Below are 22,696 nucleotides of genomic sequence, written 5' to 3' on the forward strand. Positions count from 1 at the left end.
TGAAATGGGCCGTTTTGACGGAGCAACGGTGCTGATCACGGGTGCCGCCGGCGGCCTCGGCCGGGGTGCTGCGAAAGGCTTTGCCGCCGAGGGCGCCCGCCTGGTGCTGTCCGATATCGACGACAAGGCGCTGGCCGATCTCGCCGGCTCGCTGCAGGCCGAGACCGCTATCCTCGCCGGCAACATCGCGGACGAAAAACTGTCCGAAGACCTGGTCAAACTGGCCACGGAGAAATTCGGCCGGCTGGATATCGCCATCAACAATGCCGGCATCGTCCAGAGTTTCGTGCGCCTGCCGCAAGTGGCCTCCGACGAGGCGCGCCGGGTGCTGGAGATCGACCTGCTCGGCGTCTTCTACGCCATGAAGCACCAGATCCCTGAGATGGAGCGGCAGTTCAAATCGGATGGCAAAGGCGGCGCCATCGTCAACATCGCCTCGGTTGCCGGGCTGGTCGGCGCGCCGAAACTGTCGGTCTATGCCGCCGCCAAGCATGGCGTCGTCGGGCTGACCAAATCGGCGGCCGCCGAATACGCCACCAAGGGCATACGCATCAATGCCGTTTGCCCAGCACATACGAGAACGGCCATGGTCGACAGCTTCGTGCGCATCTCTGGCGCCCCGGAAGCCGAGGCGCTGGCCGAGTTGACGCGCGGCGTGCCGATGAAGCGGGTGGCCGAAGTCGACGAGGTGGTGACCGCCATCCTGTTTGCCGCCGACCCCTCGAATTCCTTCATGACCGGCCACACGCTCGCCGTGGATGGCGGCGTCGGCGCGATTTGATACCCAGGATTTGATTTACCCCCGATTTGGTAACCATTGGCCGTGGGGAACCTACGGCGCCCTTGTTCGTTTTCGTACAGCGTATATAATTTAGCCAACACCCACCACATGAAGGCAGACTCACGTGCCGCTGAGCGTCCAGAAACGCCGCGAAAAACAAAAGGCAGAACTGCGTTCCGAGCTGCTCGACGCAGCCCACAAGCTCGTCAAGGAAGAGGGCTATGAAGGTCTGACCATCCGCAAGCTGGCCAACCGGGTCGGCTATGCCCCGATGTCGGTCTATTCCTACTTCGCCGACAAGCAGGACATCCTGTTTGCGCTGGCCGAGGATGCGTTCGAAACACTTGCCCGCAACATCGAGGCGCACCCGTCCGACGACCCGATCGAGGCGCTGAAGGCGGTGATGACCGAGTATGCCGCCTTCGGGCTCGGCAATCCCAACGAATACCGCACCGTCTTCATGACCGAAAAGACCAAGCTGCCGGAAGGCAGAAGCTATGAGGAGATGGAAGAGGGCAACCCGGCGATGAAAGCGCTGATCTCCAGGGTCGAAGCCTGCGTCGCCGCCGGCAAATTGCACGGCGATGCGCGTGCCATCGCCACCATGCTGTGGGCGGTCGGCCACGGCACCATCTCGTTGCTCATTACCTTTCCGTTCTACCCCTTTGGCGACCCGCAGGCTTTCGTCAGGCGGATGTGCGATTCCACCCTTGCCTCGCTCACCACGCAAGACGTGCCGCCGCTGACCGAGACCCCGGTCATTTGCTGATCACCTGGGTATTCCCCGGCTCTCCGATTGAACGTCCGGCCCGACACTTCGGCTGTGTCAGTACGCCGCGATATCAGGTGTTCAAAAAAATTTTCGTACGTGTACGTTTTCTGACTTGAAAGTCCGTTTCCTCGGGCGTATCTGTACGTTGTATCGTACATGTACGAAACCAAATTAACCGATGGAGACTGACATGAACAAGACCCTTCTCGCTCTCGCCACCGTGCTGGCGCTCTCCGGCTCGGCTTTCGCAGGCAGCAACACTGTTTCGCCCAAGCAGGCTCCGGCAGCGACCTGCGTCGACACCAAGACCAATGCCAAGCTCGATTGCAGCGTGACCGGCTCGGTTGAAAAGTCGGACGTCAAGGCCAAGGGCCCGCGCCTCGGCATCGAGATCGACCCGTGGATCGTGCCGAGCACGTTCTAAGTTGATGGAACTCGACCACGCACAGCACAACAACTGAGGGCGGCAGGACAATCCCGGCCGCCCGTTTTCCTCGGCGCAGGCCGAGGTTCCCCTGAGTTCAAACCCAAGCGTCGCGGAACGGATTAGTTCTTGCGAGGCTTTCTGCCCGGCACCGTCTTGGCCTTGCCTGGTCTTGCCGGCGCACCAGGAATGGCGGTCGCGGTGATCGACACCGGATCGCTGGCCGGGAACGTGTCCTCGAGACCTTCCTCAAGTTCCTCTTCGGCACTCACCGCGTGATGCTGCTCATGTTCGAACGAGCGCACCGCCGACGTCTTCTTGACCGGTGACTTTGGCGTGGCTTTCGGCGGCATGGCGGCTCTCCCTCGACAGGCGGAAGCAGAACGAGCCTGCGCGGCAGACGTTCCCGGAGCAATCCTGGGGAAAAGCGTTTAGCGCTTTCCCCGGGGATTGCTCTACGCCGCTGCGTCGCTGGCTGCTTCCGACAGGAAAGTAAAGACATAGTCGGAGAAGGAACGCCAGCACTCGACCCGGAAGGCGTCGTCTGCCGTACGCAGCAGCACGATCTCGCACTTGCCGAGAATGGTGCGCGACGCCGCGCCCACGGGAAATGCCTCGAGCGACAAATCCTGCGGACAGCCGGCGTTGATCGCCGCTGCCGCCGCCGCACCAGTGACGGCGAAGGCGACGTTGCGATGCGAAATGCCGACCGCCGAATGCAGCGCGGCCACCTTGGCGCAGTCGGCGAGCGGGTCTTTTCCGGCCTCGTCGATCACAAACCATTCGTCCGGCCCGAGCCACAGCGCCGTGCGGCCAGCCTTGGTCGCCGAGCTCTTCGGCTGCTTCGGCAAGGTCAGTCCGAGCGCCTTGGACAGCGCGGCAATGGAAGCCTCCGGCGCACGCAGCGATATGCGCTCCGCTGGTGGCAGCACCTCGACCTTGACGTTCTTCGCCGACACGCTGCGCCCGGCCTGCGCCGGACGGCGCTCAGCCGCGGATGCGTTGGTTTTCACGGCGGCCTTAGCCATTGAGGCGCCCTCCCGTCTCGTCGAAGAACACCATACCGGTAACCTCCACTTCGATCACCCCGTTCGGCATCGGCACGTAGAGCGTCTCGCCCATCCGGTCGCGCCCGCCGGCGACCAGCGCCAGCGCGATCGAGCGGCCGCAATTTTCCGACCAGTAGCTCGAGGTGACATGGCCGATCATCTTCATCGGGATCGCCTGCTTCGGGTCCGCGACGACCTGCGCGCCTTCTTCCAGCACCACTTTCGGGTCCTTGGTTTTGAGACCAACCAGCTGCTTGCGGCCCTTGGCGACCAGATCGGGCCGCTTCAGGCCTCTGATGCCGACGAAGTCGGTCTTCTTCTTGCCGACCGCCCAGTCGAGACCGGCATCATCAGGCGTCACTGTGCCGTCGGTGTCCTGGCCGACGATGATGTAGCCCTTTTCGGCGCGCAGCACGTGCATCGCCTCGGTGCCGTAGGCGGCAGCGCCATGCTTCTGGCCTTCGGCCCACAGCGCTTCCCACACAGCCTGGCCGTAATCGGCCGGCACATTGACCTCAAAACCGCGCTCGCCGGTGAACGACATGCGGAACAGCCTTGTCGGCACGCCGCAGATCTTGCCTTCGCGCACCGACATATGCGGCAGCGCCTCGTCGGACATGTCGATGCCTTCGACCAAGGGCGCGATGATGTCACGCGACTTCGGCCCCTGCACGGCAATCACCGCCCATTGTTCGGTGATCGAGGTCAGCCAGACATTCAAGTGCGGGAACTCGGTCTGGAGATAATCCTCCATGTGGTTCATGACGCGCGGCGCGCCGCCGGTCGTCGTCGTCACATGGAAACGGTCCGGCGCCAAGCGGCCGACGACGCCGTCATCATAGATGAAGCCGTCCTCGCGCAGCATGATGCCATAGCGGCAGCGGCCGGGTTCCAGCTTCTCCCACGGATTGGTGTAGAGCAGCTCCATGAACTTGGCKGCATCCGGCCCGACCACTTCGATCTTGCCCAGCGTCGAGGCGTCGAACAGGCCGGCATTGCTGCGCACTGCGACGCATTCGCGGTCGACCGCGGCGTGCATATCTTCGCTACCCTTGGGGAAATACCAGGCGCGTTTCCACTGGCCGACGTCCTCGAACACGGCGCCCTGCGCTTCGGCCCAGGGATGGATCGCGGTTTTGCGCGTCGGGTCGAACAGCGGCCCGCGCGAATGGCTGACGATGGCGCCAAAGGTCACCGGCGTGTAGGGCGCGCGGAACGTGGTCAGGCCGACCTCGGGGATCGGCTTGCCCAGCGTCTCGGCGGCAATTGCCAGGCCGTGCATGTTGGAGGTCTTGCCCTGGTCGGTCGCCATGCCGTTGGTGGTGAAGCGCTTGACGTGCTCGATCGAGCGCATGCCTTCATGCACCGCCTGGCGGATGTCCTTGGCAGTGACGTCGTTCTGGAAATCGACGAAGGCCTTGACCGTCTTGTCCGGCCCGGCGCCGGGCGCCGCGCCCAGCATGCCGCGCGACCAGCTTTCCGACGCATCGACCTTCGGCTTCGTGCCCTTGCCCGCCTTAACGCTGGAATCCTTGGCAGCGGCATCCTTCGCCGCCTTGGCGCCCGCCGCATAGGCTTCGTCGATCGACGCCGACAGCCCGTCCGTGCCGTTGGAAGCGCCGACCGAGACGCAGTCCTGCGCGTAGGTGCCGGGCACGAAGCGCTTGGTCTCGTCGTTGAAGGCGACCTTGCCGCGCGACTGCGAGAACAGATGCACCGACGGCGTCCAGCCGGCCGACATCAGGATGGCGTCGACGGGAATGGTGCGCTCGCCGCCGCCATTCTTCGGCTGCACGGTCATCGAGGTCACGCGCAATTTGCCACCGGCGCGGATCACCGCGCGGCCGAAATTGATCTCGATGCCGAGCGCCCTCGCCTCGTCGATCACCGGCCCGGTCGGATGGTCGCGCAGATCGACGATCGCCGCGATGTTGACGCCGGCCTTCTTCAGGTCGATCGCCGCCGCATAGGCTGAATCATTGGCGGTGTAGACGCCGACATTCTTGCCGACCGCCACGCCATAATGGTTGAGGAAGATGCGCGCCGCCGAGGCCAGCATGATGCCGGGCCGGTCATTGTCGGCAAACACCATGTGGCGCTCGATCGACCCTGTCGCCAGCACCACGCGCTTGGCGCGGACCTGCCACAGCCGCTCGCGCGGCACATCGTGGCCGGGGCTTTGCAGATGGTCGCTGACGCGCTCGACCAGGCCGACGAAATTCTGCGCATAGTAGCCGAAGGCCGTCGTGCGCGACAAAACGCGGACATTGTCCATGGCCTTGAGTTTCGCGATCGCCGCTTGCGCCCAGGCATAACCGTCCTGGCCATCGATCTTCGCGCCGGTCTCGAAACGCAGGCTGCCGCCGAAATCCGCCTGCTCGTCGGCGAGGATGACGCGCGCGCCGGTTTCGGCAGCGGCGAGTGCTGCCGTTATGCCGGCCGCACCACCGCCCAGCACCAGCACGTCGCAATGCGCATAGCGCGACGAATAATGGTCGGGATCGGGCTTGTCCGGGGAAACGCCAAGGCCTGCCGCAGCGCGGATCTTCGGCTCATACAGACTCTTCCAGGCCGCCTTCGGCCACATGAAGGTCTTGTAGTAGAAGCCGGCGGAGAACATCGGCGATGCCAGATCGTTGACCGCGCCGACGTCGAAGGCAAGCGACGGCCAGCGATTCTGCGAACTGGCGACGAGCCCGTCATAGAGCTCCTGCACCGTGGCGCGGATGTTGGGCGCCTTGCGCGCCGCGTCGCGCTCGATTTGAACCAGCGCATTGGGCTCTTCCGCGCCGGCCGACAGGAAGCCGCGGGGACGGTGATATTTGAAGGAGCGGCCTACCAGATGGACGCCATTGGCAAGCAGCGCCGAGGCCAGCGTGTCGCCCTCGATGCCGGTATAGGACTGGCCGTCGAACGAGAACCGTGCGGTCTTGGCCTGGCTGAGCCGGCCGGCGCTGGGAATACGGAACGCCCCGCTCATTTCACAACTCCCGGCAGCTTGGACGGTTTCGGCTCGCCGGCTTTGTAAGTCATGACGAACTTGTCGGTGACGGTGTCGCGCACCGCGTTGAAGAAGCGCGCGCAGCCATGGATGTGGCGCCAGCGCTCATAGATGATGCCCTTGGGATTCGAGCGGATGAAGAAGAACTTTTCGAAGTCGTCGTCGCTCTCGCCCGCCATATTGGCCGAACGCGCAATATGCGCCTCGCCGGCGTTGCGGAATTCGAGCTCCGGGCGCTCTTCCTCGCAATAGGGGCAGCGGATGAGAAGCATTCTGTTTCGTTCCTACAATTCGCCGTGGCCGATGGCCGGTTGATTGCAAAGCTTGCCGGAGATCAGTGTGCCACTGCCGCCGCCGCTGCCTCGTCGATGAGGCGGCCGGTGCGGAAGCGCTCGATGGTGAAGGGCGCGTTGATCGGGTGCGGATCGTCCTTGGCAATGGTGTGGGCAAAGACATGGCCCGAGCCCGGCGTCGCCTTGAAGCCGCCCGTGCCCCAGCCGCAATTGACGTAAAGGCCGGGCACCGGCGTCTTGGCCAGGATCGGCGAACGGTCGGGCGTGACGTCGACGATGCCGCCCCAGGAGCGCAGCATCTTCATGCGGGTGAAGATCGGGAACATCTCGCAGATGGCGTCGAGCGTATGCTGCAGAATGTGCAGGCCGCCGGTCTGCGAATAGGAGACATACTGGTCGGTGCCGGCGCCGATCACCAGCTCGCCCTTGTCGGACTGCGAGATGTAGGCATGCACCGTGTTCGACATCACCACGCACGGCACGACCGGCTTGACCGGCTCCGATACCAGCGCCTGCAGCGGGTAGCTTTCCAGCGGCATGCGCACGCCGGCCATATTCATGATGACGGAGGAATGGCCGGCCGCCACGACGCCAACCTTCTTGGCGCCGATGAAGCCGCGCGTCGTGTCGACGCCCATGACCGCACCATTGGCGGCGCGCTTCACCCCGGTGACCTCGCAATTCTGTATGATGTGGACACCGCGCGCCGAGGCGCCGCGGGCATAGCCCCAGGCAACCGCGTCGTGGCGCGCCGTGCCGCCGCGGCGCTGCAAGGCAGCACCCACCACCGGATAGCGTGCCTGCTTGGAGATATTCAGCGGCGGGCAGAATTCCTTCGCCTGTTCCGGCGAGAGCCACTCATTGTCGATGCCGTTCAGACGGTTGGCGTGCACGTGGCGCTTCAGCACCTGGATGTCGTGCACATTGTGCGCCAGCATCATCACACCGCGCGCCGAATACATGACGTTGTAGTTGAGCTCCTGGGAGAGCCCATCCCACAGCTTCAGCGCATGGTCGTAAATGCCGGCGCTCTCGTCATAGAGATAGTTGGAACGGATGATGGTGGTGTTGCGCCCCGTATTGCCGCCGCCGAGCCAGCCCTTTTCCAGCACCGCCACATTGGTGATGCCGTGCACGGTGGCGAGATAGTACGCGGTGGCCAGGCCATGGCCGCCGGCGCCGACGATGATGACGTCGTATTCCTTGTTCGGCTCCGGCGAGGACCATTGTTCCTCCCAGCCCTTGTGGCCGCGCATGGCCTCGCGGGCGATGGCGAATACCGAATATTTTTTCAACGTTCCAGCCTCGCAAATGGCAGCAGGGCGTTCCCCGGCGCGCGAGGTGTATCACTAGCGAAACAGCGCTTCCACCCTTGCGCTGTTTGCGACGGCGCTTGCCGTTTTGCGCCGTGCCGAAAAAGAGGGCTCGGCAGCCTTCGCACGTATCGGGTGGCTCGCGCTGCCCCAACCTGCGATCACCATCCCAATTGCCGGCGCTGCTGGCGAAGAAAAAGGATGCAGAAAAATGTTCGCACTCGCCAACAAGATCGCCATTGTCACCGGCGCCAGTTCCGGCATCGGCCGCGCCACCGCAAAACTCTTTGCCGAGGAAGGCGCCAAGGTCGTCGTTGCTGCGCGCCGGCAGGCCGAGCTCGACGCGCTGGTTGCTGAAATCGAGGAGGCCGACGGCACGGCAGTAGCCCTTGCCGGCGATGTCCGCGACGAGGCCTATGCGAAAGCGCTTGTCGATCTGGCTGTCGAAAAATTCGGCGGGCTCGATATCGCCTTCAACAATGTCGGCGCCGTCGGCGCGATGGGTCCGATTTCGGAACTGTCGCTCAAGGGTTGGCGCGAGACCCTCGACGCCAATTTGACCAGCGCCTTTCTCGGCGCCAAATACCAGGTGCCGGCCATGGTCGAACGCGGTGGCGGGTCGCTGATCTTCACCTCGACCTTCGTCGGCCATACCGTCGGCATGCCCGGCATGACCAGCTATGCCGCCAGCAAGGCCGGGCTGATCGGGCTGACGCAGGTGCTGGCCGCCGAATACGGCGCCAAAGGCGTGCGGGTCAACGCGCTGGTGCCGGGCGGCACCGACACGCCGGCAAGCATCACCAACGCACCGGATGCCGGCCCTGAAGTGCTGGCCTTCGTCGAAGGGCTGCATGCGTTGAAGCGTATTGCGCAGCCGCAGGAGATTGCCCGCGCGGCGCTCTTCCTGGCTTCGGACGCGTCGAGCTTCACCACCGGCTCGGCGCTGTTTGCCGATGGCGGCGTCTCGATCACCCGGACGTGAAGCATTTCGCGGTCATTGCCTCTCCCGATCAGCCATAGCGCTCGAAACCGGACTTGCTTTTTCCTCGCGATTTGGCAATTCGGTTTCGAGTGAGGAGACGGACATGCTGCTGATCAGAACCTATGTCGCCCAGAGCGCAATCGAAGGCGTCGGCGTCTTCGCCGCCGAGCCGATCAAAAAAGGCGCCTCGATCTGGCGGCTCGATCCGGATTTCGACCGGCTGATCCCGATGGACAGATACGAGACGGCCCCGCCGCATCTGCGCGAATTGCTCGACCGCTACGCGTATCCGAGCCCGGACCGCCCCGGCTTCATGGTCTATGAGGTCGACAATGGCCGCTTCATGAACCATGCCGAGCGGCCGAACACCGACTTTTCGCAATATGGCGGCGCGACAGCGACCCGCGACATTGCAGCCGGCGAGGAAATCACTTGCGATTACGGCGAATTCTTCGAGGATTTCGCCCGGCTCCATCTGGCCAGCGCCTGATTGGCGCCTTATCTCGGGGCGTCCGTGGCAAATTGGCGGGCGCTCTTCATTTCGAGTGTGGACAGCGCAGCCTGATTCTGCTATCAGCCGCCACAATTCGTGGTGTAAATCGCCGCGGAGGCATGTGGCTATGGCCGCTTGCCTGTTGATATCAAACCCGAAAGACAGGATTGCCCGTGCAGGTACTCGTCCGCGACAATAACGTTGATCAGGCGCTTCGCGCTCTCAAGAAGAAGATGCAGCGCGAAGGCATTTTCCGCGAAATGAAGATGCGCGGCCATTACGAGAAGCCTTCCGAGAAGCGCGCCCGTGAAAAGGCTGAAGCCGTTCGCCGCGCTCGCAAGCTGGCCCGCAAGCGCGCTCAGCGCGAAGGCCTGCTGCCGATGACGCCGCGCCCGGTTGCTGCCGGCGCCGCCGGTGGTCCTGGTGGTGCTCCGCGTCCGCCGCGGTTCTAACGCCAATTTTTCGTCCTTTTCGAAGGATATCAGAGGTGGCGCGATGCGGAATCGCCGCCACCTTTTTGTTTAGAGCGCCGCCTTTTTGTTAGAGGGCGTTCCCTTGAACGCGCAAACGACGCTCTAGATTTTGTTACGACAATCTGTGGACCCGGCCCGGAGGGGGACCTGGACTGAGCGACGCGACTGAAGTGAGGACAGGGCAGACATGAACGCAACCAGCGTAGAGCGCAGAACCACAATGCGCGGTTTCGCCCTGACGGCAGCCTTGCTCTCCGGCCTGGCGCTTGCCGGTTGCCAGACGGTCCCGACCGGCGAGTTCAACAACATCGACAAGGCGCAAGGCTCGACCGAGAACATCTCCTCGCTGTCGGCGGTGATCCAGCGCAATCCGCAGGATCCGGAGGGCTACAATGTGCGCGGCTCGGCCTATGGCCGTGGCGGCCAGTACCAGGCGGCGCTCAAGGATTTCGACACCGCCATCCAGCTCAATCCGAATTTCTACCAGGCCTATTCGAACCGGGCGCTGATCCAGCGCTTCCTCGGCAACCAGGCCGCCGCTCTTGCCGACTACAACCGCTCGATCCAGATCAATTCCAACTATGACGCCGCCTATATCGGCCGCGGCAACCTCTACCGCAAAGCCGGCCAGACCCAGCAGGCCTTCAACGATTTCCAGAAGGCGATCCAGCTCGACACCACGGACGCGCGCGCCTACCACAATCGCGGCCTGATCTATCAGAGCCAGGGCCAGCACAAATTTGCCATCGAGGATTTCTCGACCGCCATCTCGCTGGCGCCGGATGCCGCCGAACCCTATAACGGCCGCGGCCTGTCCTATCTCGCCATGAATGACGAGGACAACGCCTTCTCCGACTTCAACATGGCCATCAAGCTTGACGGCAAGAACGCCGAGGCCTGGTCCAACCAGGCGTTGATCTACGAGCGCCGCGGCGACAAGGTTAAGGCGTCGAAAGCCTACCGCGAGGCGGTCCATCTCGACCCGACCTACCAGCCGGCCAAGGACGGCCTGTCGCGCACGTCGGCCGCCGCCGCCGGCTGATAGCTGGCGAAAGCTTTCGCTCTACGAGCACCCCCACCCTAACCCTCCCCACAAGGGGGAGGGAACGCTGCCGCGCGCCATTCACATTGGAGTCCCGACCTTCGGCGATTTGGCACTGTTCAGCGCCTGCGGAAGTCTCCCTCCCCCTTGTGGGGAGGGATTAAGGGTGGGGGTCCTCGTAAAGCGCAAGCCTCTCGCAAAAGCGTTCAATTCCGCTACCCGCAACCAAAGTCGTGCAGCAAAATCGCAATCTTTGCGTGCCAGAATGGAAGCCGGACCGCGACATCGGAACGGCACCGCGATGGATGAGAACGAACTCCTGATCAAGCAGCAGATCGCCTGGCTTGAAACCGCCTCTCCCGACGATTGGCACCGAGCCGTGCTCGACTTCAACTGGGACTGGGACATCGACCCGCTGTTCTGGATCGCCCGCCAGCCGCAATGCGACAAGGCCACGGCCTTGACCATGTTCTGGCTGGGGCAGCCGGCTTATTACCTTATCCTGGCGGCGGAGAATGGCGGATCGGACGACAGCGACGCGCCGGTATGGGAGATGCTGAAGTTCATTGCCCAACGCATAAACGCCAATGGCTATGTCCGTTCGAAGATCGCCTACAAGGTGGACGAAGGCACGCTGCAGGACTTCGAGGAATTGACGCAAACGGCAAGGCAGTTGCCCAACTCGCCGCTGAAACCGCATCCCGACATGCGCCGCTCGCTTGGCGGCAGCAAGGTCATCAACGACCTCGCCTTTTACCAGCGTTATCCCGAGGAACTCCATGGCTCCGTCCTGGTCGACCTGCCGGACGACGAGGACGAGAGCCCGTTGGACAAGGCGTGGTCCACGCTCAGCCGCCTGTGGCGCCACTAGGCACTTTAGGGAAAATCGGCTTTCCGCCGGGAGCGGCGCACCGTTTCCCTGAAGAAACGGTGAAGCGCAATAGCATCAACCATCACCCAATCTTAACCACCGACGGCAAAGCGTTAACCCTTGCCTTGATCGCGCCAAGTTTTCAGCGGAACGCTCCGGGCCATTCAACCGTTGTTGAAGGCAATTTTCGAAAGGACTGACCCATGATCAAGAAAATCATCTGTGCCGCAGCGCTCGCCACCACCGCTTTCATCGCTCCCGCCAGCGCCGGCAAGCTTCAGCTCGGCACGCTCGATTGCACCATCGACGGTGGCGTCGGCTACGTCGTCACGTCGAACAAGGGCGTCGACTGCACCTTCCGCCCCTACCACCATGGACCGTCCGAGAAATACACGGGGATGATCTCCAAGCTGGGCGTCGATCTCGGTCAGACGCATCAGGGCCAGCTGGTGTGGGCGGTTCTGGCCGCCACCCGCGGCCAGGACGCGGGCGACCTTGCCGGCCATTATTACGGCGTCAACGCCGAGGCGAGCGTGGTGACTGGCGGCGGCGCCAATCTGCTGGTCGGCGGGCTGGACGGCGCCTTTGTGCTGGAGCCGCTCAGCGTGCAGGCGCAGACCGGCGTCAACGTGGCAGTGGCGGTGACCTCGCTGGAACTGATCCACTCGTTCAAGTAATCGGCAAATAAGGATCGACTGATCCGTCTACATGCGGCGCGGAACAGGATACTGTTTCGCGCCGCATGCTTTTAGAGCATGATCCCGAAAAGTGGGCACCGGTTTTCGGAAAAGATCATGCTCCAACAAAGAGAAGATCAGGACGCAAATCCTGATCTGGGGGACCGCCATGCTCAAGACAATCATCGCCGCCGCCATTATCGCCATTGCCTGGACTGGGCAGACCCGGGCGCAGGACCAGGGCCTCGAACTCGGCGTGCTCGATTGCGCCATCGGTGGCGGCACCGGCTTCATCTTCGGCTCCAGCAAGGATCTGAGCTGCACCTTCACCCCGGCCGACAAGAGCTTCTCGCCGGAAGCCTATGTCGGCGCCGTCAACAAATACGGGCTCGACATCGGCACCACCAAGCAGACGGTCATGCAGTGGCTGGTGCTGACGCCGCTGAAGAACATCTATGCGCCGGGCGCACTGGCCGGCGACTATGTCGGCGCCAGCGCCGAAGTGACGGCCGCGGTCGGCGCCGGCGCCAATCTTCTGGTCGGCGGCTCCTCGCAGGCCTTCACCCTGCAGCCGCTCAGCCTGCAGACCCAGACCGGCATCAACATCGCCATCGGCGTCAGCCAGTTCCAGCTGCGCAGCACCGAGAACTGATCGGCAACGTCGAGGCGATCCCGAACACTTCGTCATCCACGGGCGGAGCAAGGAGCGTAGCGACGCGGCGCAGACCCGAGGATGACGAAGCTGAGTGTAAAAAGCCGCTTGAACTCAACCGTGGTTGAGGTTTTACAAGCCTGCCCTGACTGAAACAGCCGCGCATGGCCCGGCCGGAAAGCCTCCCTGGCTTCTGGCGTCTTGCGCCGGCATCGCGCTATGCAAAGGCAGGGTAAAAAGAATGACTGACATCACCAGCAACAAAGTCGACTGGCGGGCATTGTGGGCAAGCGGCGACCTTGCGCGCTTCTGCTTCATCAGCCTTGGCATCCTGCTGCACGCCACCAACGAGACGATGGTGGCGACCGTGATGCCGGCCATGGTCGGCGACCTCGCCGGTGTGCAGTTCGTCGGCTGGTCGCTGGCCGTCTACGAACTCGGCGCCATCGTCGCCGGCGCTGCCGCCGGGCGCATGGTCAGCTATGTCGCGCTGCGCTCCAACGTCACGGTCGCCGCTTTGCTCTATGCCGCCGGCGCACTGATCTGTGCCACAGCACCTTCCATGCCGGTGTTTCTCGCCGGCCGCCTGGTCGAGGGTCTCGGCGGCGGCGCGCTGGTGTCGCTGGCCTATGTCTCGGTCCAACGGCTGTTCGACCGCAACATCTGGCCGCAGTTGTTCGGCATCATGTCGGCGATCTGGGGCGTTGCCGCGTTCAGCGGCCCGATGCTCGGCGCCATCATGGTCGAGCTATTGTCCTGGCGCTGGGCTTTCGGCGTCTTCGTGCTCGGCGGCATCGCCATGGCGCTGGCGAGCTTCATCGTGCTCAACACGCCGGAAGCGACAAAGCCGCAAGCCGCCGCCGGCACCTCGCCGCCCTTCCCCTTTGCGGCACTTGGCGTTCTCACCATCGCCGTTGTGCTGATCGCCACTGCCGGTGTCGACGTAGCCCTGCTGCGGTCCTCGCTGCTGCTCATCCTCGGCCTCGCCGGCCTGGCGCTGTTCGTCTTCGTCGACGCCATGAAGCCGCGCTCGCGGCTGTTCCCCTCGCAGCTGTTTTCGTGGCGCTCGCCGCTCGGCAGCGGCATGACCGTGGTCGCCGCTTTTTCGGTGGCGACGGTCTCCTTCTCGATCTACGGGCCGCTGCTGCTCACCACGTTGCACGGCATCCCGATCCTGACCACCGGTTACATCATCGCCGCCGAATCGATCGCCTGGTCGATCCTGTCGATTGCCGTCGCCAATGCGCCGCTGGAGCGTGAGCGGCAGATCATCGTCATCGGCGCGCTGATGATTGCATCCGGCCTCGCCGGTTTCGCCTGGTCGATCCCGTCGGGGTCGATCCCGCTGATCCTGGTCTGCGCCCTGCTGCAAGGCGGCGGCTTCGGCGTCACCTGGCCGTTCCTGACTCGCATCATCGTCGCCTCGGCCCGCGATGGCGAGCAGACGATCGCCTCGGCCGCCGTGCCGACCATGCAGCGCATCGGCTACGCCGTGGGCGCTGCCGTGGCCGGCATCATCGCCAATGCCAGCGGCTTCTCCGCAGGGTTGAACCGCGACGCGGCAGCCAGCGTCGCCGGCTGGCTGTTCCTCGCCTTCGTGCCGCTCGGCATTGTCGGCTGTTTGGCGGCGTTGCGGATGGCTGTGACGGCAGGTCGGCCGCAATTGGCGACAGGCTGAGGCCATCGCCGGGATTGCCCGGTCGCCTCCGGACCGGCCACCCCTCAAAGCGACGGAAGAACGCTGCGGATGTGATTGGCGAACGCCTCCACCGCAGGCGACCGCTCGGTGTCGGCAAAGGCGATCAGAATGCCGAGGCGCGGCAGGGGCGGCAGCGGCAGAATATGCAGGTCGGATGGCACCGCCTCCTGCGCCATCACGCTGATCGCCAGGCCCGACCGCGCCACCGCGATCAGCCCGGCAAGGCTGTTGCTGGCATAGGCGATCTTGTAGCGCAGCCCGGCGCGGGCCATGGCCTCGCAAGCCGCTCTGTGGTCGACGGCATTCGACGCCGACAGCGCCAGCGGAACGGTGTCGCCGAACTCATAGAGGTCGAGCGCCGGTTTGCTGCCGACCCAGACCAGACTTTCCGTACGCACGACGCCTTCCGCATCGTGCGCATTCGAGACCAGCGCCAGGTCGATCTGGCGTGCGTTGAGCAGCGTCCTTAGCTCGACCGTCGGCGCCGAGACGACCTTGATCTCGACATCGGGATACATCGTGCCAAAACTCTTCAGCAGTGCTGGAAAGAAGGCGCTGAGATAGTCCTCGGGGCTGCCGAAAATGATCGAGCCGTGCAGGCCCTTGTCGGACAGCGCCGAGATCGCCTCGTCATGGATTTTGAGAATGCGCTCGGCATAGGCGAGAAACCGCTCGCCGCTGCCGGTCAACCGCACGCCGCTGCCGCTGCGATGAAACAGATTCTGGCCCAGCGCCTCCTCGAGCCGCTGTATCTGCATGGTCACGGCCGACTGCGTGCGCCCGACCTGTATGGCCACCGCGCTCAGCGTTCCCGAATGCGCCGCGCGCACGAAGGTCGCCAGAAGCTTGAGGTCGAGCGGAGCCTGCATATCAATTCCATTGATATCGGAATCCGATTACTATCAATTTTACTGCATTCGCGCCATCGGCTATTTTCCTCCTCAACGGTTTGATGGAGCAGCGGCATGTCGAAAAACGCGGATCGGGAATTCTGGGCTGCGGCGCAGAAGCATTTGATACGCTACGGCGGCAGCTTCGAACCCGCCATCATAGAGCGCGCCGCAGGCTCCTTCGTCTACGATGCCGACGACAGGCCGATCCTCGACTTCACCTCCGGCCAGATGAGCGCGCTGCTTGGCCATTCCCACCCCAGGATCGTTTCGACGGTGACCCGCCAAGCTGAAAAGGTCGCGCATCTCTTCAGCGGCATGCTGTCGAGGCCGGTGGTCGAGCTTGCCGAACGGCTTGCCGCCCTGGCGCCGGGACTCGACCGAGTGATGCTGCTTTCGACCGGCGCCGAGTCCAATGAAGCCGCGATCCGCATGGCGAAGCTGGTGACGGGAAAACACGAAATCGTTGCCTTCTCCAAGAGCTGGCACGGCATGACGGGGGCGGCGGCCTCGGCGACCTACAGCGCCGGCCGCAAGGGCTATGGACCGGCCACGGTCGGATCACTCGCCATCCCCGCCCCTAACAGCTTCCGGCCGCGCTTCAGGCACGCCGATGGTTCGCTCGACTGGCGCACCGAACTCGACGATGCCTTCGACCTCGTCGACAGCCAGTCGACCGGAAGCCTGGCGGCTTTTGTCGCCGAGCCGATCCTGTCGAGCGGCGGCATATTGGAACTGCCGCTGGGCTATCTGGCGGCACTGCAGCAGAAGTGCCGCGAGCGCGGCATGCTGCTCATCCTCGATGAGGCACAGACCGGTATTGGCCGCACCGGCGACATGTTCGCCTTCCAGAGGGACGGCGTCACCCCCGACATTCTCACCCTGTCCAAGACCATCGGCGCCGGCCTGCCGCTGTCGGCAGTGATGACGACAGCAGACATCGAAGACGCAGCACACGAGAAAGGCTTCCTGTTCTACACCACGCATGTCTCCGACCCGCTGCCAGCGGCCATCGGCCTCGCCGTGCTCGATGTGGTCGAGGAGGAAAAGCTGGTCGACCGCGCCCGGCATATGGGTGCGCGGCTGTTCGACGGGCTGTCGCGGCTGAAGCAGCGCCATGAATGTGTCGGCGACGTGCGTGGGCGCGGCCTGCTGCTTGGCGTGGAGATCGTCAAGGACGGCAAGGAGCCGGACCACCAGCTCGGCGCCGCGATTGCGGCGGAAGCGTTCCGGCGCGGGCTCAGCATGAACATCGTCAAGCTTCCCGGCATGGGCGGCGTCTTCCGCATCGCCCCGCCACTGACCATCTCCGAACAGGAACTGGATCTCGGCTTGCGGATCATTGCTGACTCGATCGAAGCCTCGCTCGCTGCGGGCGCACCAGGCATCGCGGCGGAGTAAGGCGGCCGGGAGGCTCAGACCACGATGGTTTTCAGCCGTTCGGCGATGAGTGCGGCGAGCCGCGCCGCCACCTCGTCCTTGCTCATTTCCGGCCATTCCTCGACGCCGGTCTTGGAAACGATGCGCACCTTGTTGCGGTCGCCGCCCATGACGCCGGTAGGACCGACACCGCTTTCATGCGAGACGTCATTGGCGACGATGAAATCGGCGCCCTTCTTCTTCAGCTTGGCCTCGGCATTGGCGATCAAATCCTGCGTCTCGGCGGCGAAACCGACGACCAGACCTGGCCGCATCTGGTGATGACCGACGCCGGCGAGAATGTCGGGGTTTTCGACCATCTGCAGCGCCGGCGGCCCCTCGCCCGCCACCTTCTTGATCTTCTCGCCGGCGGAATTGGCGGTGCGCCAGTCCGCGACCGCCGCCACGAACACCGCCGCGTCCGCCGGCAGCAGGCTCTCGACAGCGGCTTTCATTTCGCCCGCGGTCTCGACATGCGTCGTCGCGACGCCGGCCGGATCGGGAATACTGACCGGGCCGGAGACGAGGCGCACATCCGCACCCAGCCTCGCCAGTGCCGCCGCAATCGCATGACCCTGCTTGCCCGACGAGCGGTTGGCGATGTAGCGCACCGGGTCGATCGGCTCATGCGTCGGCCCCGAGGTGACGATGATCCTGCGGCCGGAGAGCGGCTTCGGCTTGCTGTCGAGCAATGCCTCGATCGCCGCGACGATCTCCAGCGGCTCGGCCATGCGGCCTTCGCCCGCCTCGTTGCTTTCCGCCATCTCGCCTCTGGCCGGGCCGACAAAGGCAATACCGTCCTTGGCCAACGTCGCCCGGTTGCGGCGGGTCGCGGCATGCGACCACATTTTCGGGTTCATCGCCGGCGCCATCAGCACCTTCTTGTCGGTGGCGAGCAGCACGGTCGACGCCAGGTCGTTGGCGTGGCCGTTGGCGAGCTTGGCCATCAGGTCGGCGGTGGCCGGCGCCACCACCAGAAGGTCGGCCTCGCGCGACAGCCTGATATGGCCCACATCATGCTCGTCCTTGCGGTCGAACAGTTCGGTAAACACATGGTCGGCCGAAAGCGCTCCTACCGAGAGCGTGGAGACGAACTCCTGCGCGGCCGCCGTCATCACCACGCGCACCGCAGCACCGCGCTCGCGCAGCCGGCGGATCAGGTCGAGCGCCTTGTAGGCGGCAATGCCGCCGCCGATGATGAGCAGAATGCGCTTGCCCGACAGTGAACCACGCGGCGATGGCTTGCTGGCAACGGCGACAGCCGCAGTCGCCTGTTGGTTGGAACCAGCTAGGGCGAGCAGTGTCTTCTCGATCTGCTCGATGCGGTCGGCCTGCCCTGCCCGGCCCTCAACCGCCGCCCGGATCATCAGCCGCGCCTGCTCTTCCATCGAGCAGCCATTTTCCGCTGCGAGCTGCCGCAGCAGATCCTTTACGTCATCGTCGAGGTTACGGATGGTGATGCTGGCCATGTGATTGCACTCGTCAGGTCCGTCACGAGTGCAATGATAGCAATGCTATCGCAGGTCAGCAATCACAAGATTTTCCAGGCGATATAAACCAGCGTCAGCGCGATCACCCACAGGGCGATCCGGCCGGAGCGGGTGTAGCGGGCTTCGGCCTTGCCGATGGCACGCGATGTCGCCTCGTCGAAGCGCAGGCCGTGCTCGGCCATCAGGTCGATCTCGCGCGACAGCCGCTCGGTGCGGGCGACAAAGTCTGAGGCCTGGCGGGCGAGCGCCAGCAGCGCCTTGGCGCCGTCGCGCGCGTCCATCAGCAGGCCGCTCGGGCCGAGATTGCCGGCGATCCACTGGCCCACCACCGGCTCGGCCGTCTTCCACATGTTGAAGGCCGGGTCGAGCGTGCGGGCCACACCTTCGACCACCACCATGGTCTTCTGCAGCAGGATCAGTTCGGGCCGCGTCGCCATGTCGAACAGTTCCGTGACCTCGAACAGCAACGTCAACAGCTTGGCCATCGAGATGGTCTCGGCCGGCTGGCCGTGGATCGGCTCGCCAATGGCGCGGATGGCTTGCGCGAAGGCCGCGACATTATGCTGGCGCGGCACATAGCCGGCCTCGAAATGCACTTCGGCGACGCGCAGATAGTCGCGGGTGATGAAGCCGTAGAGGATTTCGGCGAGGAACCGGCGCTCCTTCTTGCCGAGCCGCCCGGCAATGCCGAGATCGACAGCGACGATATCGCCGTTGGCCTCGACGAACAGATTGCCCGGATGCATGTCGGCATGGAAAAAGCCGTCGCGCAGCGTGTGGCGCAGGAACGACTGGATCAGATTGGTGGCGATCGCCTTGAGATCGTGACCGGCCGCCGCAAGACCGGCCAGATCGTTCATCTTGACGCCATCGACCCATTCCATGGTCAGCACGTCGCGGCCGGTGCGCTCCCAGTCGACCGACGGCACGCGGAAGCCCGGATCGTCCTTGGTGTTCTCGCCGAGCTCCGAAAGCGCTGCCGCCTCGAGCCTTAGATCCATCTCGACCTTGGTGGTCTGTGCCAGCGTCTCGGTCACCTCGACCGGCCGCAGCCGGCGCGATGACGGGATGTATCTTTCCTGCAGGCGGGCGGCGAGGAAATAGCTTTCGAGATCCTGGAAGAAGCGGCGGCGCACGCCCGGCCGGATCACCTTCACCGCCACCTTGGTGTCGACGCCATCATGGATGGCTTGCGCAGGATGAACCTGGGCGATGGAAGCCGCCGCGACGGGATCGCCGAACTGCGTATAGAGCTCACCGATCTTGCGCCCGAGCGAGCCTTCGATCGCCGCCACCGCTTCCGCCTGCGGAAAGGTGTGCATCTTGTCCTGCAGCATGGCGAGGTCGAGCGCCATGTCGTTGCCGACGACATCGGGCCGCGTCGCCAGGAATTGGCCAAGCTTGACGTAGGAGGGCCCGAGCCGGACCACCGCCTTGGCCAGGCGGTCGCTGCGCTCATAGGCGAGCGCGCGGCGGCGGGTGAACAGCCTGGCCATGCGCCAGCCAAATTTCGGCAGGCCGGTGAGTTCGTCACCCGGAAGTGCCGCGATCACGCCCTCGCGGACCAGCACCCAGCCGGCCCGTGCGAGCCGAAAGGCGGCGCCGACGCTGCTCATGCCCGAGCCTGCTTCTTCAAATCGGCCTGCCTCAAAGCTTCCAGCCCGAATGCAGGGCGGCAATGCCGCCGGAATAGTTGCGGAACGAGACCCGCTCGAAGCCGGCGCGGGTGATCATGGCGGCAAAATTCTGCTGGTTTGGAAATTTGCGGATCGACTCGACCAGATAGGAATAGGGCTCGCCGTCGCCGGTGACCATCTTGCCGATCTGCGGGATGGCGTTGAACGACCAGGCTTCATAGACCTTGTCGAGCAGCGGCATTTCGACCTCGGAAAACTCCAGGCACAAAAAGCGCCCACCGGGCTTCAGCACGCGGAAGGCTTCAGTCAGCGCGACATCGATGCGCGGCACGTTGCGGATGCCGAACGCGATGGTGTAGGCGTCGAAGGTGCCGTCGGCAAAAGGCAGTTCTTCGGCATTGGCCTCGACGAAATCGGTGCTCGCGGACAGGCCCTTCTTCTCGGCCCGGTCGCGGCCGACGCTGAGCATCGAGCCGTTGATGTCGAGCACCGTGGCATGCGCGTTGCCATGGCTGGCGTCGACGATGCGAAACGCGATGTCGCCGGTACCGCCGGCCACGTCCAGCACTTTCCAGCCTGGACGTTTCGGCGGATTGAGCCATGTCACCATGGCGTCCTTCCACAGCCGGTGCAGTCCGGCCGACATCAGGTCGTTCATCAGGTCGTAGCGGTTCGCCACCTTGTGGAAAACGTCGTTGACCAAGGGCTGCTTGTCGCCTGGCCCTACGCTCTTGAAACCATAGGAGGTTTCCATGCCGCCCGCGGCCGTGGTTCTCTCAACTGACATTATTTTGATCCGTCATAAAACCGGCGGGACCATAGCCGATCGATGGTGCGGGCGCTATTGTTTAAGGCGCGGTGTTCAGCCGCGCTTCCAGGTGGCGGGTTTGTGAAGACCTGGACTGACAGACGGGATGTTTGAATGCCTTTGAAAGCAGAACTGCACTGCCACATTGAAGGGGCAGCGGCGCCCGAGCTCGTCATCCGCCAGGCGCAGAAATACGGCAAGGACACCTCGCCCTATATCCAGAACGGCTCGTTCGTCTGGCACGACTTCACCTCGTTCCTCGCCGCATACGATTTTTCCGCCGATTTGTTCCGCACCGAAGAGGATTATGCCCGCCTCGCCGACCACTATCTGACCAGCCTCGCCCGCGACGGCGCCATCTATTCCGAAGTCTTCACCTCGCCCGATCACGCCGTCAGGGCCGGGCTGTCGCCCAAGGCCTACACCGATGCGCTCGGCGAAGGCATGCTGCGCGCCAAGGCCAAGACCGGCATTGAGGGCCGCATGATCGTCACCGGCGTGCGCCATGTCGGCGTCGAATCGATCGAGCAGGCGGCGCGCTTTGCCGCGCGCTGCGGCAATCCGCTGGTTACCGGCTTCGGCGTCGCCGGCGACGAGCGCATGGGCGAGATGGAGGATTATGTCAGGGCCTTCGAGATCGCCCGCGAAGCCGGCCTCGGCATCACCATCCATGCCGGCGAACTGACCGGCTGGGAGACGGTGCAGGCAGCCCTCGACCACATCCGCCCGTCGCGCATCGGCCACGGTGTGCGCGCCATCGAAAACCCCGATCTCGTGAGGCGCATCGCCGACGAGGGCATCGTGCTCGAATGCTGCCCGGGCTCCAACATCGCCCTCAAGGTCTACGACAGTTTCGCCGACCACCCCTTCCCCGCTTTGCAGGCAGCGGGCTGCAAGGTGACGCTGAACTCCGACGATCCGCCCTATTTCTGGACCTCGCTGAAGCGCGAATACGACATCGCCGCCGAGCATTTCGCCATGAGCGAAAAGGCGCTGATCGCCGTTACCAAAACGGCGATCGAGGCGGCTTTCGTCGACAGGAAGACAAAGACAGCGCTTCTGGCACGGCTTAACAGCGCCGCGCGCTGATCGTTTCCCCGATTTCTGGCGACAAAACTGTGGCCGGTCACGCCCAAGCGGTTCCTTGGCCGGCGCATTGTCGCTAGGGTTGTTCCAAGCAGCGAAAAATTCAGGAGCAACCCATGCAGGGCGTCACCGTCGTCGACCATCCGCTTGTCCAGCACAAGCTGACCATCATGCGCAAGAAGGAGACGTCGACCGCCGGCTTCCGGCGGCTGCTGCGCGAGATCTCGCTGCTGCTCGGCTACGAGGTCACCCGCAACCTCGAACTGACGACGACCACCATCGAGACGCCGATCGAGACCATGGAGGCGCCGACGCTTGAGGGCAAGAAGCTGGTCTTCGCCTCGGTGCTGCGCGCCGGCAACGGCCTGCTCGAAGGCCTGCTCGACCTGGTGCCGGCGGCGCGCGTTGCCCATATCGGCCTTTACCGCGACCACGAGACACTGGAGGCGGTGGAATATTTCTTCAAGGCGCCGAGCGATCTCGCCGACCGACTGGTGATCGTCGTCGACCCGATGCTGGCCACCGCCAATTCGGCCATCGCAGCCATCGACAAGCTGAAGGGGCGCGGTGCCACCAACATCCGCTTCCTCTGCCTGCTGGCGGCGCCTGAAGGCATCGAGCGCTTCACCAAGGCGCATCCGGATGTGCCCGTCTTCACCGCCTCCATCGACCGCCAGCTCAATGAGAAGGGCTACATCATGCCCGGCCTCGGCGATGCCGGCGACCGCATGTACGGGACCAAATGACGGTGGCCGGCAAAGCCGGCTGACATTGCCGTCGTTTACCGCCCGTTTACGCAAAGCCCGGGTTTCGTTCCGGCGTTAAAGCGGCAAACACCATGTGC

The 22,696-nt window shown here is 64.0% G+C and carries 23 protein-coding genes; 14 read left to right on the forward strand and 9 right to left on the reverse strand.

The features are described 5' to 3' along the window. The first annotated feature begins 4 nt into the window (after positions 1–4). The 3 genes from AC1DYJ_RS15135 (at position 5) to AC1DYJ_RS15145 (ending at position 1,977) form a co-directional block, all read left to right on the forward strand. A complete protein-coding gene (locus tag AC1DYJ_RS15135) occupies positions 5–781 on the forward strand; it encodes an SDR family NAD(P)-dependent oxidoreductase (protein WP_477286080.1) in 777 nt (258 codons plus the stop codon). 124 nt (positions 782–905) lie between these two features. Next, positions 906–1,550, forward strand: a complete 645-nt coding sequence (locus tag AC1DYJ_RS15140; RefSeq protein ID WP_477286078.1) for a TetR/AcrR family transcriptional regulator — start codon at positions 906–908, stop codon at positions 1,548–1,550. A gap of 193 nt (positions 1,551–1,743) precedes the next feature. Then, the gene (locus AC1DYJ_RS15145) at positions 1,744–1,977 is read left to right on the forward strand and encodes a DUF680 domain-containing protein (protein WP_477286076.1); all 234 of its coding nucleotides are present in this window, start codon (positions 1,744–1,746) and stop codon (positions 1,975–1,977) included. A gap of 122 nt (positions 1,978–2,099) precedes the next feature. Here AC1DYJ_RS15145 and AC1DYJ_RS15150 read toward each other — a convergent pair whose 3' ends face one another. From AC1DYJ_RS15150 to AC1DYJ_RS15170, 5 genes are all read right to left on the reverse strand, one after another. Then, the gene (locus AC1DYJ_RS15150; protein WP_477286075.1) at positions 2,100–2,330 is read right to left on the reverse strand and encodes a hypothetical protein; all 231 of its coding nucleotides are present in this window, start codon (positions 2,328–2,330) and stop codon (positions 2,100–2,102) included. Between the two features lie 102 nt (positions 2,331–2,432). Beyond that, positions 2,433–3,005, reverse strand: coding sequence for a sarcosine oxidase subunit gamma (locus tag AC1DYJ_RS15155; RefSeq protein ID WP_477286073.1), 573 nt, complete (start codon positions 3,003–3,005; stop codon positions 2,433–2,435). Next, positions 2,998–6,006, reverse strand: coding sequence for a sarcosine oxidase subunit alpha (locus AC1DYJ_RS15160; protein WP_477286072.1), 3,009 nt, complete (start codon positions 6,004–6,006; stop codon positions 2,998–3,000). Before AC1DYJ_RS15160 ends, AC1DYJ_RS15155 begins: the two co-directional genes overlap by 8 nt. Beyond that, positions 6,003–6,299, reverse strand: coding sequence for a sarcosine oxidase subunit delta (locus AC1DYJ_RS15165; protein ID WP_477261157.1), 297 nt, complete (start codon positions 6,297–6,299; stop codon positions 6,003–6,005). Before AC1DYJ_RS15165 ends, AC1DYJ_RS15160 begins: the two co-directional genes overlap by 4 nt. 62 nt (positions 6,300–6,361) lie before the next feature. Beyond that, a complete protein-coding gene (locus AC1DYJ_RS15170; protein WP_477286070.1) occupies positions 6,362–7,615 on the reverse strand; it encodes a sarcosine oxidase subunit beta in 1,254 nt (417 codons plus the stop codon). 229 nt (positions 7,616–7,844) lie between these two features. Here AC1DYJ_RS15170 and AC1DYJ_RS15175 point away from each other — a divergent pair, with 229 nt between their 5' ends. From AC1DYJ_RS15175 to AC1DYJ_RS15210, 8 genes are all read left to right on the forward strand, one after another. Then, positions 7,845–8,615, forward strand: a complete 771-nt coding sequence (locus tag AC1DYJ_RS15175; RefSeq protein WP_477286068.1) for an SDR family oxidoreductase — start codon at positions 7,845–7,847, stop codon at positions 8,613–8,615. A gap of 103 nt (positions 8,616–8,718) precedes the next feature. After that, on the forward strand, positions 8,719–9,105 hold the full coding sequence (locus AC1DYJ_RS15180) for an SET domain-containing protein (RefSeq protein WP_477286066.1): 387 nt from the start codon (positions 8,719–8,721) through the stop codon (positions 9,103–9,105). Between the two features lie 176 nt (positions 9,106–9,281). Further along, on the forward strand, positions 9,282–9,560 hold the full coding sequence (rpsU, locus tag AC1DYJ_RS15185) for a 30S ribosomal protein S21 (RefSeq protein ID WP_023671138.1): 279 nt from the start codon (positions 9,282–9,284) through the stop codon (positions 9,558–9,560). A gap of 208 nt (positions 9,561–9,768) precedes the next feature. Continuing rightward, positions 9,769–10,623, forward strand: a complete 855-nt coding sequence (locus AC1DYJ_RS15190) for a tetratricopeptide repeat protein (RefSeq protein WP_477286064.1) — start codon at positions 9,769–9,771, stop codon at positions 10,621–10,623. Positions 10,624–10,924: 301 nt separating this feature from the next. Continuing rightward, positions 10,925–11,494 carry a DUF4274 domain-containing protein gene (locus tag AC1DYJ_RS15195; RefSeq protein WP_477286063.1) on the forward strand — a complete coding sequence of 190 codons (570 nt, stop codon included), beginning with the start codon at positions 10,925–10,927 and terminating at the stop codon, positions 11,492–11,494. A gap of 203 nt (positions 11,495–11,697) precedes the next feature. Next, the gene (locus tag AC1DYJ_RS15200) at positions 11,698–12,171 is read left to right on the forward strand and encodes a DUF992 domain-containing protein (protein ID WP_477286061.1); all 474 of its coding nucleotides are present in this window, start codon (positions 11,698–11,700) and stop codon (positions 12,169–12,171) included. A gap of 169 nt (positions 12,172–12,340) precedes the next feature. Further along, a complete protein-coding gene (locus AC1DYJ_RS15205; RefSeq protein WP_477286059.1) occupies positions 12,341–12,823 on the forward strand; it encodes a DUF992 domain-containing protein in 483 nt (160 codons plus the stop codon). A 241-nt stretch (positions 12,824–13,064) separates the two neighbouring features. Then, positions 13,065–14,501 carry an MFS transporter gene (locus tag AC1DYJ_RS15210; protein ID WP_477286057.1) on the forward strand — a complete coding sequence of 479 codons (1,437 nt, stop codon included), beginning with the start codon at positions 13,065–13,067 and terminating at the stop codon, positions 14,499–14,501. A gap of 44 nt (positions 14,502–14,545) precedes the next feature. Here AC1DYJ_RS15210 and AC1DYJ_RS15215 read toward each other — a convergent pair whose 3' ends face one another. Further along, on the reverse strand, positions 14,546–15,391 hold the full coding sequence (locus AC1DYJ_RS15215; RefSeq protein ID WP_477286055.1) for a LysR family transcriptional regulator: 846 nt from the start codon (positions 15,389–15,391) through the stop codon (positions 14,546–14,548). Between the two features lie 96 nt (positions 15,392–15,487). Here AC1DYJ_RS15215 and AC1DYJ_RS15220 point away from each other — a divergent pair, with 96 nt between their 5' ends. Further along, complete coding sequence (locus tag AC1DYJ_RS15220) at positions 15,488–16,813, forward strand: aspartate aminotransferase family protein (RefSeq protein WP_477286054.1); 1,326 nt, start codon at positions 15,488–15,490, stop codon at positions 16,811–16,813. A 14-nt stretch (positions 16,814–16,827) separates the two neighbouring features. On the opposite strand, the gene coaBC is transcribed toward AC1DYJ_RS15220, so the two are convergent. The 3 genes from coaBC to ubiE form a co-directional block, all read right to left on the reverse strand. Continuing rightward, positions 16,828–18,300, reverse strand: a complete 1,473-nt coding sequence (gene coaBC, locus AC1DYJ_RS15225; protein ID WP_477286052.1) for a bifunctional phosphopantothenoylcysteine decarboxylase/phosphopantothenate--cysteine ligase CoaBC — start codon at positions 18,298–18,300, stop codon at positions 16,828–16,830. Between the two features lie 62 nt (positions 18,301–18,362). Further along, positions 18,363–19,937, reverse strand: coding sequence for a 2-polyprenylphenol 6-hydroxylase (gene ubiB, locus AC1DYJ_RS15230; protein ID WP_477426142.1), 1,575 nt, complete (start codon positions 19,935–19,937; stop codon positions 18,363–18,365). 31 nt (positions 19,938–19,968) lie between these two features. Continuing rightward, a complete protein-coding gene (ubiE, locus tag AC1DYJ_RS15235) occupies positions 19,969–20,745 on the reverse strand; it encodes a bifunctional demethylmenaquinone methyltransferase/2-methoxy-6-polyprenyl-1,4-benzoquinol methylase UbiE (RefSeq protein WP_477286048.1) in 777 nt (258 codons plus the stop codon). A 135-nt stretch (positions 20,746–20,880) separates the two neighbouring features. Here ubiE and AC1DYJ_RS15240 point away from each other — a divergent pair, with 135 nt between their 5' ends. Both AC1DYJ_RS15240 and upp read left to right on the forward strand, forming a co-directional pair. After that, positions 20,881–21,855: an adenosine deaminase gene (locus AC1DYJ_RS15240; RefSeq protein WP_477286046.1), complete on the forward strand. Its 975-nt coding sequence runs from the start codon at positions 20,881–20,883 to the stop codon at positions 21,853–21,855. 113 nt (positions 21,856–21,968) lie between these two features. After that, positions 21,969–22,598 (forward strand): uracil phosphoribosyltransferase, encoded by a 630-nt coding sequence (upp, locus tag AC1DYJ_RS15245; protein ID WP_095084682.1) that lies wholly within the window; start codon positions 21,969–21,971, stop codon positions 22,596–22,598. The last annotated feature ends 98 nt before the right edge of the window (positions 22,599–22,696 follow it).

The sequence above is a fragment of the Mesorhizobium sp. P2_B11 genome (genome assembly GCF_056404855.1).